The 16,313-nt window shown below is 30.4% G+C and carries 14 protein-coding genes; 10 read left to right on the top strand and 4 right to left on the bottom strand.

Features of this window, described 5'->3' with window-relative positions; genetic code table 11:
- The first annotated feature begins 23 nt into the window (after nucleotides 1–23).
- Both QHG34_RS12500 and QHG34_RS12505 read left to right on the top strand, forming a co-directional pair.
- Nucleotides 24–1,412, top strand: coding sequence for an HTTM domain-containing protein (locus QHG34_RS12500; protein ID WP_282630541.1), 1,389 nt, complete (start codon nucleotides 24–26; stop codon nucleotides 1,410–1,412).
- A 43-nt stretch (nucleotides 1,413–1,455) separates the two neighbouring features.
- Nucleotides 1,456–1,962: a DUF2314 domain-containing protein gene (locus QHG34_RS12505; protein ID WP_282630542.1), complete on the top strand. Its 507-nt coding sequence runs from the start codon at nucleotides 1,456–1,458 to the stop codon at nucleotides 1,960–1,962.
- A gap of 75 nt (nucleotides 1,963–2,037) precedes the next feature.
- On the opposite strand, the gene QHG34_RS12510 is transcribed toward QHG34_RS12505, so the two are convergent.
- A complete protein-coding gene (locus QHG34_RS12510; RefSeq protein WP_282630543.1) occupies nucleotides 2,038–4,170 on the bottom strand; it encodes a Tex family protein in 2,133 nt (710 codons plus the stop codon).
- Nucleotides 4,171–4,529: 359 nt separating this feature from the next.
- On the opposite strand from QHG34_RS12510, the gene QHG34_RS12515 reads away from it, so the two are divergent.
- The 3 genes from QHG34_RS12515 (at nucleotide 4,530) to QHG34_RS12525 (ending at nucleotide 6,861) form a co-directional block, all read left to right on the top strand.
- A complete protein-coding gene (locus tag QHG34_RS12515) occupies nucleotides 4,530–4,952 on the top strand; it encodes an acyl-CoA thioesterase (RefSeq protein WP_282630544.1) in 423 nt (140 codons plus the stop codon).
- A 56-nt stretch (nucleotides 4,953–5,008) separates the two neighbouring features.
- Complete coding sequence (locus QHG34_RS12520; protein ID WP_282630545.1) at nucleotides 5,009–6,214, top strand: RsmB/NOP family class I SAM-dependent RNA methyltransferase; 1,206 nt, start codon at nucleotides 5,009–5,011, stop codon at nucleotides 6,212–6,214.
- A gap of 266 nt (nucleotides 6,215–6,480) precedes the next feature.
- A complete protein-coding gene (locus QHG34_RS12525) occupies nucleotides 6,481–6,861 on the top strand; it encodes an endonuclease domain-containing protein (RefSeq protein ID WP_282630546.1) in 381 nt (126 codons plus the stop codon).
- A 10-nt stretch (nucleotides 6,862–6,871) separates the two neighbouring features.
- Here the strand turns inward: QHG34_RS12525 and QHG34_RS12530 are convergent, their stop codons facing one another.
- Nucleotides 6,872–9,106 carry an OmpA family protein gene (locus tag QHG34_RS12530; RefSeq protein WP_282630547.1) on the bottom strand — a complete coding sequence of 745 codons (2,235 nt, stop codon included), beginning with the start codon at nucleotides 9,104–9,106 and terminating at the stop codon, nucleotides 6,872–6,874.
- Between the two features lie 248 nt (nucleotides 9,107–9,354).
- Between QHG34_RS12530 and QHG34_RS12535 the strand changes: the two genes are divergently transcribed.
- The 4 genes from QHG34_RS12535 to QHG34_RS12550 all read left to right on the top strand — a co-directional run bounded on the left by QHG34_RS12535 (nucleotide 9,355) and on the right by QHG34_RS12550 (nucleotide 14,283).
- Entirely contained in the window at nucleotides 9,355–10,221 is an 867-nt protein-coding gene (locus tag QHG34_RS12535; protein WP_282630549.1) for a cupin-like domain-containing protein, read from the top strand.
- A gap of 140 nt (nucleotides 10,222–10,361) precedes the next feature.
- A complete protein-coding gene (mnmA, locus tag QHG34_RS12540) occupies nucleotides 10,362–11,555 on the top strand; it encodes a tRNA 2-thiouridine(34) synthase MnmA (RefSeq protein WP_282630550.1) in 1,194 nt (397 codons plus the stop codon).
- Nucleotides 11,556–11,811: 256 nt separating this feature from the next.
- Nucleotides 11,812–13,734, top strand: a complete 1,923-nt coding sequence (nagB, locus tag QHG34_RS12545; protein WP_282630551.1) for a glucosamine-6-phosphate deaminase — start codon at nucleotides 11,812–11,814, stop codon at nucleotides 13,732–13,734.
- A gap of 66 nt (nucleotides 13,735–13,800) precedes the next feature.
- Complete coding sequence (locus tag QHG34_RS12550) at nucleotides 13,801–14,283, top strand: GNAT family N-acetyltransferase (protein ID WP_282630552.1); 483 nt, start codon at nucleotides 13,801–13,803, stop codon at nucleotides 14,281–14,283.
- Here QHG34_RS12550 and QHG34_RS12555 read toward each other — a convergent pair.
- Nucleotides 14,280–14,984, bottom strand: coding sequence for a hypothetical protein (locus QHG34_RS12555; RefSeq protein ID WP_282630553.1), 705 nt, complete (start codon nucleotides 14,982–14,984; stop codon nucleotides 14,280–14,282). The genes QHG34_RS12550 and QHG34_RS12555 overlap by 4 nt on opposite strands.
- A 249-nt stretch (nucleotides 14,985–15,233) precedes the next feature.
- Between QHG34_RS12555 and QHG34_RS12560 the strand changes: the two genes are divergently transcribed.
- On the top strand, nucleotides 15,234–15,536 hold the full coding sequence (locus tag QHG34_RS12560) for a hypothetical protein (RefSeq protein WP_282630554.1): 303 nt from the start codon (nucleotides 15,234–15,236) through the stop codon (nucleotides 15,534–15,536).
- A 30-nt stretch (nucleotides 15,537–15,566) separates the two neighbouring features.
- On the opposite strand, the gene QHG34_RS12565 is transcribed toward QHG34_RS12560, so the two are convergent.
- The gene (locus QHG34_RS12565) at nucleotides 15,567–16,289 is read right to left on the bottom strand and encodes a YqjF family protein (RefSeq protein ID WP_282630555.1); all 723 of its coding nucleotides are present in this window, start codon (nucleotides 16,287–16,289) and stop codon (nucleotides 15,567–15,569) included.
- Nucleotides 16,290–16,313: the final 24 nt, after the last annotated feature.

The raw sequence follows: 16,313 nt of genomic DNA on the forward strand, positions 1-16,313 counted from the left end.
TTAGCCAAAATTAACAATCAATCATGTTTAGCGAATATCTATTCAGAAAAGTTGATAATTCTCCACTTGTTATTTTTCGAATCATTTTCGGATTATTGATTGTGGCAGAATGTTGGGGAGCCATTTACACAGGCTGGGTACAGAATAATTTTGTTGATCCTAAAATTTCATTTTCATTCATCGGTTTTGAATGGACGAATGTATTTCTTGGTGCGAAAATGATTTATTTCTATGCTGTTATGGGACTTTTAGGATGGTTTATTACGTTTGGTTTTGCTTACAGATTTTCCTCAATAGTTTTTGCAATACTTTGGTCATTAACCTATTTTATGCAAAAAACGAGTTATAACAACCATTATTACTTGTTTATGTTGGTTTCTTGGATGATGACTATCATTCCGGCGCATCAGTTTTTTTCTGTTGATAGTTTAATTTTTCCGAGAATAAAAAGATTAACATGTCGTAATTGGGTTCCGACTATTTTTATCATTCAGTTATTGATTGTTTACACATTTGCAGCTGTTAATAAAATTTATCCAGATTGGTTTAATGGAGTATTCTTGCAAATGAAGTTTCAAGAGTATGGAGATTTGCTGACCTTCAAATACAATTTAACAGGTTTAGGAAAAGTAGTGAGTAGTTTAGAGTTTGCTCAAGTATTTTCTTGGGGAGGTTTTTTCTTCGATTTATTGATTATCCCCGCAATGTTAGTGAAACGAACAAGAGGTATTGCAATAAAATGTGCAGTGTTTTTTCATATTTTTAACTCTGCTGTTTTCGGAATCGGAATTTTCCCGTTTTTTGCTTTAGCGATGATGATTTTCTTTTACGATCCTGTGAAAATTCAAGAGTTGATTTTCCCAAAAAAATCATACATGATGGATCGTTCTGACGAAGATAATTTATTAACTACACGTCGTGTCATGTTCTCTTATTTGTTATTTTTTTATGTTATCTGGCAAACTTATTTACCTATTCGTCATTTTATTATTCCAGGAAATGTTTTTTGGACAGAGGAAGGTCATAGACTATCTTGGCGAATGATGTTACGTAATAAAGCAGGAGAAGTAGAGGTTTTTGTAACACGACCTGATCCCAAACAAAAAGGTAAATTCTTGAAGCGAGAAAAAGTTAAATTAGATGATTATTTGACATATAAACAAATCTCTAAGATGGCTGTTAGCCCAGATATGATGTGGCAATTTGCTCGTTTTGTAAAGTACGAATATGCTAAAAAAGGAATCAAAGATGTAAAAGTTTTTGTAGATGCTAGAGTTTCGGTAAACGGAAGCGAGTATTATCAGTTTACCAATCCAAATTACAATTTAGCTTATACAACATGGAGTTATTTTGGGCATCAACCATGGATTTTACCAACACCAAATGAGTTGCATTTATCTTATTTCGATTAATTTTTTGTAACTTTAAACAAATCAATTTCTAGAAAATACATTTATGAAATATACATTTTTAGCAATCGCTTTCTCAGCTTTTTTGTTTTCTTGTAATAAGAGTCCAGAAGATATGGGAGTTAATGCATACAAAGCGCAGAATAAAGAGGCGCAGGAAGAGAAAATATTCGATAGTATAAGTAAAGAAGCGCGACAAACGTTGGATGATTTTAAGCTAGCGTATTCGATGAAAGATACAACGACGACTAATTTCATGTTACAAGAAAAGTTTGAAATTCCGAATGCTAAAGCAAAAGAAGGTATTTGGATTGGGAATATATTTACGGTTAACGATACGTTGAAAGGGGTTGTAAACAGTCAACCACAATATACGAAGCTTGTAAAATTAAACGATACTGTAACAATTGATGAAAGTAAAATTTCGGATTGGATGTATTATAAAGCTGACAAAATGATTGGTGGTTACACGATAAAGTACATTAGAAGTAAATTATCTGATGCTGAAAAAGTGGAATTTGACAAACAATATAAAGTAAAATTTGAAGATTAATTTCTTCTCAAAAATAATAAAATCAAAAAGGCAATCTTTCGTTAGATTGCCTTTTTGATTTTGAAATTATTTTCCTCAATCAATCAAAGATAATTGAATTTTACGTTTTTCAGTATCAATTCCAATTACAGTTACTTCAACTTGTTGACTAAGATGTACTTTAGAATTAACATCTGAAATAAATTCATTCGAAATTTTAGAAATATGAATCAAACCATTTTCTTTGATTCCAATATCTACAAAACATCCAAAATTGGTAATATTATTGATGATTCCAGGAACTTTCATTCCTAATTGCAAATCTTCGAATTTCTTTAATCGTTGATCAAAACTAAAAACTTTAGCTGTAGAACGCGGATCCAAGCCTGGTTTTTCCAATTCCTTTTTAATATCTTCCAAAGTCAGTAAACCTACTTTTTCGGTAATATATTTGGTCAAATCAAGTTGATTAATTAATTCTTTATTCTGAATTAAATTTTTCAAATCAACTTTCAAATCTTTGGCCATTTTCTCTACCAGAGCATACGATTCTGGGTGAACAGCAGAATTGTCTAACGGATTTTTAGCATTCGGAATTCGTAAAAAAGCAGAAGCTTGTAAGAATGCTTTTTCACCCAAGCGAGGAACTTTTAGCAATTCTTTTCTAGAATTGAATGCTCCATTTTCTGAACGATATTCTACAATGTTTTCAGCCATTTTTTCACCAATTCCTGCAACATAATTTAATAAATGTTTACTTGCTGTATTCAGATTAACACCAACTTTGTTTACACAGAAAGAAACGACATCATCCAGTTCGTTTTTTAATAAATTTTGATCTACATCATGTTGATACTGACCAACTCCTATCGATTTTGGTTCTATTTTTACCAATTCTGCTAAAGGGTCTTGTAATCGTCGACCTATAGAAACAGCACCACGTACAGTTACATCTTTATCTGGAAATTCGTCGCGAGCAATTTTAGAAGCAGAGTAAACAGAGGCTCCAGCTTCATTTACTACAAAAACTTTTAATGGGCGATCAAAAGCAATGTTTTGGACCAAGTTTTCTGTCTCGCGAGAAGCAGTTCCATTTCCGATCGAAATAGCATCAATATTATAAGCATTTACCAAAGATTTCAATTTTTTGATTGCTTGGGCTTTTTCATTTTGAGGAGCGTGTGGATAAATATTTTCGTTATGCAACAAATCACCTTGCTCATCTAATGCAACAATTTTACAACCCGATTTGTAACCAGGGTCTATTGCTAAAACTCGTTTTTGACCAAGAGGTGGAGCAAGTAGAAGTTGATTTAAATTTTTAGAAAAAACATCGATAGATGTTTCATCCGCTTTTTGTTTTGCTTCTTTTAATACTTCATTGGAGATTGAAGGAGCTAAAAGACGCTTGTATGAGTCTTTAATTGCTTCTTCTATAATCCAAGAAACCTCTGGTTGTATTGATTTTATTATTGTATATTCTAAAAAGCCAAATGCCTCTTTTTTATCTATAGTTACTGAAAATTTGAGAAAACCTTCATTCTCACCACGTAAAATTGCTAATAATCGATGAGATGCGATCTTTTTTAAAGGTTCTTGGTATTCAAAATAGTTTGAATATTTTTTTGCATCATCCTCATTTTCATTAGATTTTACAACCTTACTTTCTATCAAAGCAGATTTTCTATAAATCTCACGTAAACGATGACGAACATACTCGTTTTCATTTATCCATTCGGCAATTATGTCTTGTGCACCTAGAAAAGCATCTTCTATAGTAGAAACTTCATCATTAATATATTTTTCGGCTAAAGCATCCAAATCATTAATATTATTTTGTTTCATAATGATTTTTGCTAAAGGTTCAAGTCCCTTTTCTTTAGCTATAGTTGCCTTTGTTTTCTTTTTCTTTTTAAAAGGAAGATATAAGTCTTCGATTTGAATTAAATCAAAACTTTTTTGAATGCGTTGTTGCAACTCTGGAGTTAATTGATTTTGTTCTTCCAAAGTTTTTAAAATAAATTCTTTTCTATTGACAATTTCACTATACTGAGACTGCAGTTTTTTGATAGCAGAAATTTGTACTTCATCAAGATTTCCTGTTACCTCTTTTCTGTATCTCGCAATAAAGGGTATGGTATTGTCTTCGTTTAAACAATTTAGTGTATTGTTAATCGATTTTTCAGAAATATCTCTTAGTTGTTGATGAATGTATTGAGTCAGATTCATATTAATTATTTGGATTTGCAAATTACTAATTTTTAAATTGATAATTATTAAAGTGATTTATTTATATAGGTCTTAATTAATCAGTTTTTTTTGTTACATATTTTCTTAATTTTCAACAGAATTTATGGAGATATTATTTTTATTGAAAAAAAATAATAAAATTTTTCTAAAAAGTTTTGGTGTTTATTAAATTATTTCTAAATTTGACCCCAGGTAGTAGAGAGTAAGATTGATTTTTTTTAATGTTAAATTTATACTTACAGTGTAAGTTTTTTTAAAAATCAATTGGGTTTAAGCTGAGGAGCTTAAACCCGTTTTTTTTTTATACCAATTTCTTATCTTTGATTGAAACAAAAAATATGGCTAGAATCAAATTAGAGATAACTTCACAATATCTATTTACCGCAACTATTCCCGTTCGTATTACTGATCTTAATTATGGCAATCATTTAGCAAATGATAAAGTGCTTTCTATTATACATGAAGCAAGAATGCAATTTTTTAACCATTTTGGATTTTCTGAAATGGATTTGGGAGGTGTTAGTTCTATCATGGCAGATGTCGCAATAGAGTATAAAAATCAAGCTTTTTATAAGGATACATTAATTATAGAAATAGGTGTTCAGGATTTTGAGCGTGTAAGTTTTGATATCGTTTACCGAATTTCTACATCAGAAAAGCTAATTGCAATTGCAAAAACTGGCATTGTAACTTTTGATTATCATAAAAATAAAGTGGTTGCAATACCAGATGAGGTAAGAAAAAAGTTGAATCAATTGTAAAGTCTAAAAAAATAATTGCGCTAATCGCTTAACTCTTTGTAAATTTGCAACGAATTATGAAGATTTTACCATACAAAAATTTATTTGTCGGAATTACTGACACTTTAAATCAGATTTTTTTCGAAAGAAAATATGCAGATAAAGAAGTAGAGCGAACATTGAAGTCGAACAAGCTTTGGGGTGCGAGAGATCGTGCTTTTATTGCGGAAACGGTTTACGATTTGGTTCGTTGGAAACGTTTGGTTGAAGGTGCAATGAGCCGTCCACTTTCTCCCGAAACAATTTGGGAATTTGTCGGAACTTGGTTTGCATTAGATCCTGAACAAACTTTACCTAAATGGGAAGAATTTCAGAAAATTTATCCAAAAGAAGTTTTAAAAAGACATCATCAATCGTCTAAAAATGTTGCTGTAGCCGAATCTTATCCAGATTGGATGTTCGATTTGGGGCAATCTGCCTTAGGTGATCGTTGGATAGAAGAGGTACATGCAATGAATTCGCAAGCGCCAACTGTTTTACGTGTTAATACATTAAAAACTGATCGTAAAACGTTACAAAAAGCACTGAAAGAGCGCAAAATAAAAACGAAAGTTTTATCAAAATACCAAGATGCGTTAGAATTAGAAGAGAAAACAAACATTTTTAGAACAGATGAGTTCCAAAACGGTTGGTTCGAAGTTCAGGATGCGGGTTCGCAATTAATTGCGCCTTATTTACGTGTTCAGCCTGGTATGCGTGTTGTAGATGCGTGTGCTGGTGCGGGAGGAAAAACGTTACATTTAGCTTCTTTAATGGAAAACAAAGGACAAATTATTGCAATGGATTTGTTTGAATGGAAATTAAAAGAGTTAAAACGTCGTGCAAAACGTAATAATGTACAAAATGTGCAAACTAAGGTGATTGAAGCAAAAACAATCAAACGTATGGAAAATACGGCCGATCGTTTGTTGATTGATGCACCTTGTTCTGGTATGGGAGTTTTGAAGCGTAATCCTGATGCTAAATGGAAATTACAACCTCATTTTATTGATGAAATTATAGCAACACAAGAAAAAATCTTGTCAGAATATTCTAAAGTTATAAAAGTAGGAGGTTTGATGGTTTATGCAACTTGTTCTATTTTACCACAAGAAAATGAACAACAAGTTGAAAAATTCTTAGCTAATAACGCTAATTATAAATTGCTTTCTGAAAAAATGCATTATCCTTCTGAAACTAATTATGATGGATTCTACATGGCTTTGATCGAAAGAATTTCTTAAGAAAATAAATTAAAATAGCTAAAACCTCGAAAGAAATTTCGAGGTTTTTTTTGTTTTACACCCTTATAATCCCTCTAAGGGATAAACTTATAAAAAACATTACTCTATTATTCCCCCTTTGAAGGGGGGAGGGGGATGTTTTTATAATTATGTATTTTTAATGAATATTTTTACACCCCTATAATCCCCTCAAGGGAATAAATCTGTAATTTTTTTATGGGGATATGAGGATGATTTTACGTTATTATTTTTTGTTAAATTTAAGAATGAGAAATAAGATAATTCCTTATAATCCTAAATTAAAAGAGTTTGCAAGGGCTTTGAGAAAGAATAGTACTCTTTCAGAAGTTTTGTTTTGGAATCAAATTAGGAATAAATCGTTGGGATATCAATTTCATAGACAAGTTCCAATGCTAAACTATATTGTCGATTTTTATTGCCATGAATTAATGTTAGTGATAGAAATTGATGGGAATATACATGATTTTACATATGAAAATGATTCATTAAGACAGAATAAAATAGAGGATTATGGTGTTTTAGTTGTCCGATTTAGTAATGAAGAAATTCTAAATTATTTATTTCATGTAATTCAATCATTAGAGATAATAATTAAAGAACGAGAAAAAAGTTTTTCGGAAAAATAATTCATCATTCTCATCTTATTCTAAATCTCACACGTCTATTCTCGAAATTTTTCCAATCGATACAGTTGGTTGCTGGATTACACTCTTTATGTTTTAAATCTGAAAAACCTTTTCCTTCGATTACAAATCGATCTCTTTTTAAGCCTTTTTCTTCTAAATAACTCAACACAGCATATGCTCTTCGTTGTGATAAATCTAAGTTGTAAAGTTCTGTACCAACCGCATCTGTGTGACCTTCGATGACAAAATGATGTGACGGATTTCGTTTCATTATTGCAACAACTTCATTTAGTTTTGGGTAATCAATAGCTCGGATTTCAGCTTTGTCAAAATCAAATTCGACAGTTTCCATTAAATAGTTTGAATAATCAACAACATAATTTTTAAGTTGTTGATTTTTTAAATTTTCTTCAGGGCAACCATTTCCAAATCGATTTCCTTTTACATAAGGACATTCATCTTCCATGTCCATTACACCATCATTGTCTGTGTCATAATCATTGTTGTAATTTTCTAAATTTCCATTCTGAATCAGTAAATTATAGGGTGTTGAAAGATTAAACTCAGTCCCAATTTTCTCAATTTCTTTACGATAACGTCCGTCTTTTACACACATTTCGCCACATCGTTGCTCATCTTTTAAGAGATAATCTATTTTTTGCTTTGCCCAATAAAACTTGATTGCTTCAGTCAATTCATTTTGATTAGATTGTTTAATCTCTAAATCTTTACTATAATTTTGGCGTGATTCTGTACCAATAATTTGTAGTTTTTTAGGATAATTTCGGTTGCAATCTTTGCTTACAAAATTGATCGAATTTTGAGCCAAATAAGTATTGAAATTCTTTGGAAATGTTTCGTTTAAATTGATTTGTGACGATTGAACTTTTAGTTGATAGGCAGAAGAATTCAGAACAGCTTCCTGAAATTGAGTTGTTTTCTGTTGTAACTCTTTTGAGTCATTCACCGTAATTGGTAGTGTTCCGGTTGCCAAACTAATAAAATTCATTGCTTGATAATCCAATTCTCGCCCAATTCCTAACGTTATAAATTGCGCATCTTTTGCATTATTTCTAAGCGAATTATAAACCGTTTCGTTCAGAATCATTTTTCCATCAGAAACAATTGCGATAATTCTTTTATAAGTTGGATCAATCGGATTTTTCTGAATTTGATTAATTCCTTCATCCAATAATTTTTCTCCATTTCCGTCATATTGTTTGATTTTACTCAGAGCAAACTGTAGATTTTCAGCTGTCGGAAATTGTGATTCTTTAAAAAACAATTCATTTTTAGTTGAATAAACCAAAATATTAAACTTGTCAGTTGAACGTAAATCAGTTAAAATACTACGCATCAATTTTGTGATAATCTCGATTGGCTCATTCATCATCGAGCCAGAAGCATCTAACACAAACAAAAATTCACGAGGCATGGTATAATTTTCTGATTTATTAGAAGGTTCAATAATCCCGAGAATATAATCACAACCATTTTCGGTAAACGTTTCGATTCCGCTCTGAATATCATTTTGAGTATAAGAATAAGTTATTTTCGAAAGTTTATTTTCAGTACTTTTTCCGTAATAATTTTGATCTTTTTCTTTAACAAATTTCAAGTTCGAATCAATTTTTGAAATTTTAAAATTACCAGAAAGTATTATTTCAGAATTTATTTTAGAAGGAAAACCATTTAAAATTGAGTTTTCTCGGTTAATTTGAGTGAAAGATTCCGTTCTTTTTGTAATAAATTCTGGGAAAGTAAGTTGATAATTTGTTCTATTTTCGGTTACGATTTTGGCAATTTTTAGTTCAACTTTAATTGTTGCTTTTGGAGGAACTTTCCCAAGATTTAATCGTAAAAATTGGTTATTTTTTTGCTTCTTAAAAATAGTTGAAGCATCAATGTTTTTTAACTCTTTTCGAATAGAAGAAATAGATTTTGATTGAATTTCAAACATTTGATCATTTACAAAAGCCTTTAATTCGTATAAATTTTGATTAGTTTGATAAGGATAAATAAATTGAGCATCAACATTTTCTTCACTACTATTTATATAATGAAACGTACTGGTCAAATTACCTAAAGAATGATGAAAAGTAAATTTATTGGTTAAAGAAATAGCAGAAATCTTTTTGAAATCTTCATTGTTTTTTAATTCTAAGTAAGGAAAAGTTTGCTGAGCAGAGCAAAAAAAACTCAGAACAAGATAGAAAAAGGTAAAATATTTAGTCCAAAAATTCACTTTTATGGTTTGTTATTTTGTTAGGTAAAGATAACAATTGTAACTGTTTGTATATGCATCAAATGCAAATGAATTCCATTTAAGATTCTCCTATTTATTTGATGAATAATTATTATTGATGAAAATAATTCTAAAAAATTAAAAGATTTATAAATGAGTTAGATTAAATTAAGATAAATTTTGGAATACTTTTCGCTAAGAATTTAACCAAAAGTTAATTAAATTTGTAGCTTTATTTTAGATAAAAGATGAATTTTAATTTCACAGAAGTTGAAAGAGTAGAAACTATTTCTGCAAAAGATTTTCAGAAATACTACGTAAAACCTCAAAAACCAGTAGTTGTAGAGCGCATTACAGAAGATTGGCCTGCATATGAAAAATGGAATTTTGAGTACATGAAACAAGTTGCGGGCGATAAAATTGTTCCTCTATATAATAATGATCCTGTTGATTATACAAAAAAAGTAAATGAACCAGTTGCTAAAATGAAGATGTCTGAGTATATCGATTTATTACACGCTGGACCTACAGATTTACGTATTTTTTTGTATAATTTGATGAGTCAAGTTCCTGAATTACAAAAAGATTATAAATTGCCAGATTTAGGATTAAATCTTTTCAAATCTATGCCAATGTTATTTTTTGGAGGTGAAGGTTCAAATGTTTTTATGCATTATGATATTGATTTAGCGAACATTTTACATTTTCATTTTGCAGGAGAAAAAAAATGTGTCATTGTTCCTCCACAAGATTCAAAATATATGTACAAAATTCCGTATTCGGTTATTTGTAGAGAAGACATCGATTTTGATAATCCTGATTTTGATAAATGGCCAGCATTGAAAAATATTAATCCAATGGTAGCTGATCTTAAACACGGCGAAATGTTATACATGCCTGAAGGTTGGTGGCATTATATGAAATATCTTACACCAGGATTTTCGGTTAGTTTACGTTCTTTAGCACATAAACCTAAAAATTTATCCGAAGCTATTTATAATATTTTTATCATGAGAACATATGATAATGTCATGAGAAAAATAAAAGGACAAGAGTGGATTGAAGAAAAAAATGCACGAGCAATTACAAAGACAAATAAGTTAATAGGATTATAACTGTTTTCTATAAAATAATAAAAAGGAACATCAAATTTGATGTTCCTTTTTTGTTATTCCATCATCAATAAAAATGATTGATACACATCAAGACTGCTCCGGAATTATTTCGTAAATTTGTGGACTGAAATTTTTTGAAGATGAAAAGAGTTGTCGTAGGACTTTCTGGAGGAGTAGATTCTAGTGTTACAGCCTATTTGCTAAAAGAGCAAGGTTATGATGTGATTGGATTATTTATGCGTAATTGGAATGATGCATCTGTAACCTTAGAGGACGAATGTCCGTGGATAGAAGATAGTGCAGACGCTTTGTTAGTAGCCAAAAAATTAGAGATTCCTTTTCAGGTTATTGATATGTCTGACTCGTACAAAGAGCGTATCGTAGATTATATGTTTAATGAATACGAGCAAGGAAGAACGCCAAATCCAGATGTTTTATGTAACCGTGAAATTAAGTTTGATTTGTTTTTGAAAACAGCTTTAGAACTTGGAGCAGATTACGTTGCAACAGGGCATTATGCCAGAAAAACATCTACAATTGATGAAAATGGAAAAGAAATTTTTCAGTTACTAAAAGGAACAGATAACAATAAAGATCAATCTTATTTCTTGTGTCAATTATCTCAAGAACAATTGAGTAGAGCATTGTTTCCGATTGGAGATATCGAGAAACCTGAAGTTCGTAAAATTGCTTTAGAACAAGATCTTGTTACAGCAAATAAAAAAGATTCGCAAGGACTATGTTTTATTGGTAAAGTAAGTTTACCTGAATTTTTACAACAACAGCTGAAACCAAAAGATGGTGTAATTGTAGAAATAGCGAAAGATTGGAACGGATATAAAAGAGAAATTCCAACTTTTACAAATAAATATGAAGCATTAGATTTTGAAGCAAAAGGTTTTGATTATTCTCAAGTTGATGGAGAAGTTGTAGGTAAACACCAAGGTGCGCATTATTTTACACGTGGTCAACGCAAAGGATTAGGAGTAGGAGGAAAAGTAGAAGCTCTATTTGTAATTGATACCGATGTAAAAGAAAATGTGATTTACACTGGTCAAGGAGCTGATCATCCTGGTTTATTGAAAAAAGCTTTGTTTATAAAAGAAGAAGAAATACATTGGGTTCGCGAAGATTTAACATTAAAAGAAGATGAAACGATGGAAATCTTAGCTCGTATTCGTTATCGTCAACCATTACAAAAAGCAATTTTACATAAAGCAAAAAATGGAATGTATGTAGAATTTGAAACTCCTCAAACAGCAATAACAGAAGGTCAATTCTGTGCTTGGTATTTGAATGATGAGCTTTTGGGCTCAGGTGTAATAAATTATTAAAAACAATATTTAAATAATTAAAAAAACGCTCAAGGTTTCTTGAGCGTTTTTTTAATTATTTTTTTTCTGTTTAAAAATGTAATTCAAGTAAAGAATTCTTTGATATAGCTATTTTTTAAAAAATATTTTCACACTAGTTTCAATAGTAGAAATTATCACGTATCATATATTCACACCCTTTAATATTCGTGTTTTAGCTACTAATTAATCGCAGTTTTTTTTTACTTTTAAAATTAACTTTTACGACAACAAAAAAATGGCAAGATTAAATTTTCTAGAAGAAACACGTTTTGAAAAGGTTCCTGTAACCGTTTATCCAAATCAAAATGTGGCTTCAATAAAAGTAGCAAATCGAATAGCTTCTATTATTAAGGAAAAGCAAGAAAAAGGTGAAAAAGCAGTTTTAGGCTTAGCAACAGGTGTTACACCTATTGGAGTTTATAAAGAATTAGTAAGATTACACAAAGAAGAAGGTTTAAGTTTTAGTAATGTTGTGACATTTAATTTGGACGAATATTATCCAATGCAACCAACAGCTGAGCAAAGTTATGTAACCTTTATGAATAAAAATCTCTTTGATCATATTGATATATCAAGAGAAAATATAAATATTCCAGACGGAACATTAAAAGTAGAAGAAGTTCAAGCTTTTTGCGAAGCTTATGAACAAAAAATTTCTGATTTTGGAGGTTTAGACATTCAGATTTTAGGAATCGGTCGTACAGGACATATTGGTTTTAACGAGCCAGGTTCGGCGCCAAATTCAGCAACTCGAATGGTAATTTTAGACGATTTAACTCGTCGTGATGCTTCTCGCGATTTTGGAGGTAAAGAAAATGTACCTACAAAAGCCATTACAATGGGAGTTGGAACGATTTTTAAAGCCAAAGAAATTATTTTAATGGCTTGGAATGAGAAAAAAGCGGGTATTATAAAAAGAGCTGTAGAAGAAGAAATTTCGCCAGAAATTCCAGCAACATATTTACAGCTTTCTGATCATGTAGAGTTTGTAATTGATGAAGACGCCTCTACATTATTAACAAGATTTGATACACCTTGGTTAACTCATGAAGTAACTTGGAATGATGTTTTAACAAAAAAAGCAGTTGTTTGGTTATCATTAAAATTAGATAAAGCAATTCTGAAATTAACAGATGACGATTATAATAATAACGGGATGGCTGATTTGGTGACAGAACAAGGTCCTGCTTATAATATCAATATCAAAATTTTTAATGATTTACAACGTACAATTACTGGTTGGCCAGGAGGAAAACCTAATGTAGATGATACTAATCGACCTGAACGAGCTGAGCCAGCGAAGAAAGATGTTATATTATTTTCGCCACATCCAGATGATGATGTTATTTCGATGGGAGGAACATTTATACGTTTAGCAGATCAAGGACATAATGTGCATGTAGCATATCAAACATCTGGAAATACAGCGGTTTGGGATGATGATGTTTTACGTTATTTAGAATTTGTACAAGATTACGCTGGAGCAATTGATGAAAGTAATACAAAAACAAAAACGACATACGAGCAAGCTCGCGAATTTTTCAAAAATAAAAAACCAAACGAAGTAGACCCTGAACTTATTCGTACCATAAAAGCACTTATCAGAAAAGGAGAAGCTATTGCTGGAGCACGTTTCGTAGGATTAAAAGACGAGAATATTCATTTTCAGGCTTTACCATTTTATGATAGAAGTAAGTTTGAAAAAAATGTTTCTTTAGAAGACGATATTCAACAAACAATGGAATTGTTGCGCCAAGTAAAACCTCAACAAGTTTTTGCAGCAGGCGATTTCGCTGATCCGCACGGAACACATAAAGTTTGTTTTGATATTATTTTAGAAGCTTTAACACGTTTACGTAAAACAGATGAATGGACAAAAGATTGTTGGTTATGGCTATATCGTGGCGCTTGGCATGAGTTTCCAATTCACGAAATAGAAATGGCGATTCCGCTTTCTCCACAAGAAGTAAAAAGAAAGCGATTAGCAATTTTTAAACATCAATCACAAAAAGATGTTCCTGTCTTTCCTGGAGATGATCCGAGAGAGTTTTGGGTTCGTGCAGAAGATCGTACAAGTGAAACTGCTGGATTGTATAATAAATTAGGATTAGCAGATTACGAAGCAATTGAAGCTTTTGTGAAATGGAAATTTGATTAAATATTTATGATTTGCGCTCAAGATAATCTTGAGCGTTTTTTTTATATTTAGTAGAAGTTAAATAGTATGAAAAATATTCAATTAAAATTTACAGAATCAATACATCATAATGCGTTGTTAAATTATACGTTGCCCGAAAACCAAATTAATTTTACCGCTTTACCCGAACTAACTTTTCATCGATTAAAAGAACGAAAGGATAATCATGCAAAGCCGATTACAATTTTGTTAGAAGCTGAACCAATTGGCTTTTTTGTGTTAGATTATGGTGATGATAAATTAGAGATGACGAATAACAAAAATTCATTATTAGTACGTTCTTTATCAATAAATCCACAATATCAAGGTAAAGGTTATGGAAAAGTTGCGATGAATTTGGTTGATGGTTTTGTAAAAGATAATTTTCCGACAATTGATGAATTGGTTTTAGCGGTTAATTTCAACAATAAATCAGCATACGATTTGTACCTTAAAGTTGGTTATATAGACGATGGTTCTCAACGAGAATGGGTAAATGGAATGCAACATTTATTGAGAAAGAAAATTTAAGATCTAGTTAAACGACTATTTTTTGAGTAAATAGCATCATTTAAATAATCAACAGAATGTTTACTTGATAATATAAAGAATTTCAAATTTGGATGCTTGATTTTTACATGATAACCGCCTTTTACACCACTTGTAACAGAATAAGATTGTATATCGTTAATGTTAATTTCTACAACTCTTCCAGCTTTGAAAACATATATAGTTTGATCGTCAATAATTAATGGAGGATATGCTTTATCCATAATATTTAATCGCGAACTATAATCAATAAAATTTTGATAATCCTGATCAGATAATTGTGGTATAATTGAAATCTGAGATTTTATCATTAATCTTAACATTAAGTAAAAAATAGTTATAAAAATAAGTGAAACGATAAACATTATAGCGCCCATAATGTAGCTATCAGTCATTCTTTCTTGTACAACATCCATATGTTTTGGATAAAAAGTTGTATAAGTTTCGTAAACAGTGAAGAAAAAAGGAAATTGTAAGGCAACAATGATAAAAATCGAAAAAATCGCCGTTACTTTTTTATGTAACTTTAGTTTATTCTCTATAAATAGTTGACGATTTTTAGGAATTAAACTATTAGTTGGTTTGATTTTCTTAAGAGAAGAAACAGATTTTATTCCTAAAAATAATAATAAAGAAAATGTTATAACAAACAGTAGAATTGTTATTATAGTCATTGGTGTCATGGCAGAAAGGTTTTAATTATTGGTTAAAGATAAAATAATATAACACATTTCAATAGAATTTGATATGAGAAAGTATATCATCAGTAGTTTGTTAGTTTTTGTTTTTTTTCTTGTAAAGAGAAAGAAGTTAAAATTGAGCAAAAGTTAGTAATCGATACTATTAAAGTTGAACCACAAATAGTAGATTTTAAAAAATTTATTAAAAATAGTAATGATAAAGGATTTCGATTGTTGTGTGGTTATGATGTTATGAGTTTTTATTTTATCACGGATTCTACAGCCGTTTTTGATATAGATATTTTTCAGGGTTGGGATAAGCCTGGTAAAGATTTTAAGGATACAATAAAAATCACAAATTTGGAAGAAATAATACAACTAAATAAAGATGAAAATTCAGCTATAATAGATTTTAAATCAACAACTAATTTTTCAACTACCATTCATTTGGAGATAAGATATAATCCAAAATATACAGATGTATTAAATTCAGCAAATGGGAATGTAACAATAAAAGAGGTTGATTATACTTGCAAAGATTTATGGTATAAATGATAGGTATGAAAAATACATTACAAATGATTGCTAAACCATTTCCTTCTCCCAAGCGACAACTTGTATGCCTTCTGAATAATGAACTAAATCTGGTCTAGAGTCGATATTTAATTCTTCGAGCTGATAATCTATTGTCAAAAATTCTAAATCAAGTTGATTGATTTTCCAAGGTAAATGCTGAATTTCGTAACGAAATAATTGATTATTTTCTTCCAAATACAAGCAATAACGTTCGGTCAAAAATAAATCCAATTCTGTTTTGTGTTTCACTTCCATTCCGACATGAAAATCTGCTAATAGTGAAAAATTTCGTTTAGGATGATCCGCTTGATAAGAATTTTCGGTTCTATTGATGTTTGATTTTTCGTAAGGTAAACCTGATAATGATTTTGCTAAAATTGCCGAAAATAATTTTCCAGCTTCAATTGATAAAAAATAAACACCAGGCTTTCCATTTTTCGTTACATAAGTTCTCAAGTTAATTTCATCAAAATCAGAAATAGGAGAGAAGGCAGGTAAAAAACGAGGTCGAATTTTTTCCATTGTAAATGCAACAAGCGAAACCCAAGCAGAACCATTTATTTCATCAATTTCTACATTTTTTGGTACTAATTCTTTCAAAATTTCTTTATCAATTCTGTAATGAAAAAACAACGCTTTGTTCCATTCTTGATAGTATCTCCATGACTTTGAAGGATATTGCCAAGTGCGATGGTTTGTTTCGGCTAAAATTTGTTTGATGTTATATTTCACTTAAAACCTTGTTAAACTTCTGGT

It is taken from the genome of Empedobacter sedimenti (assembly GCF_030005555.1).
GTDB lineage: Bacteria > Bacteroidota > Bacteroidia > Flavobacteriales > Weeksellaceae > Empedobacter > Empedobacter sedimenti.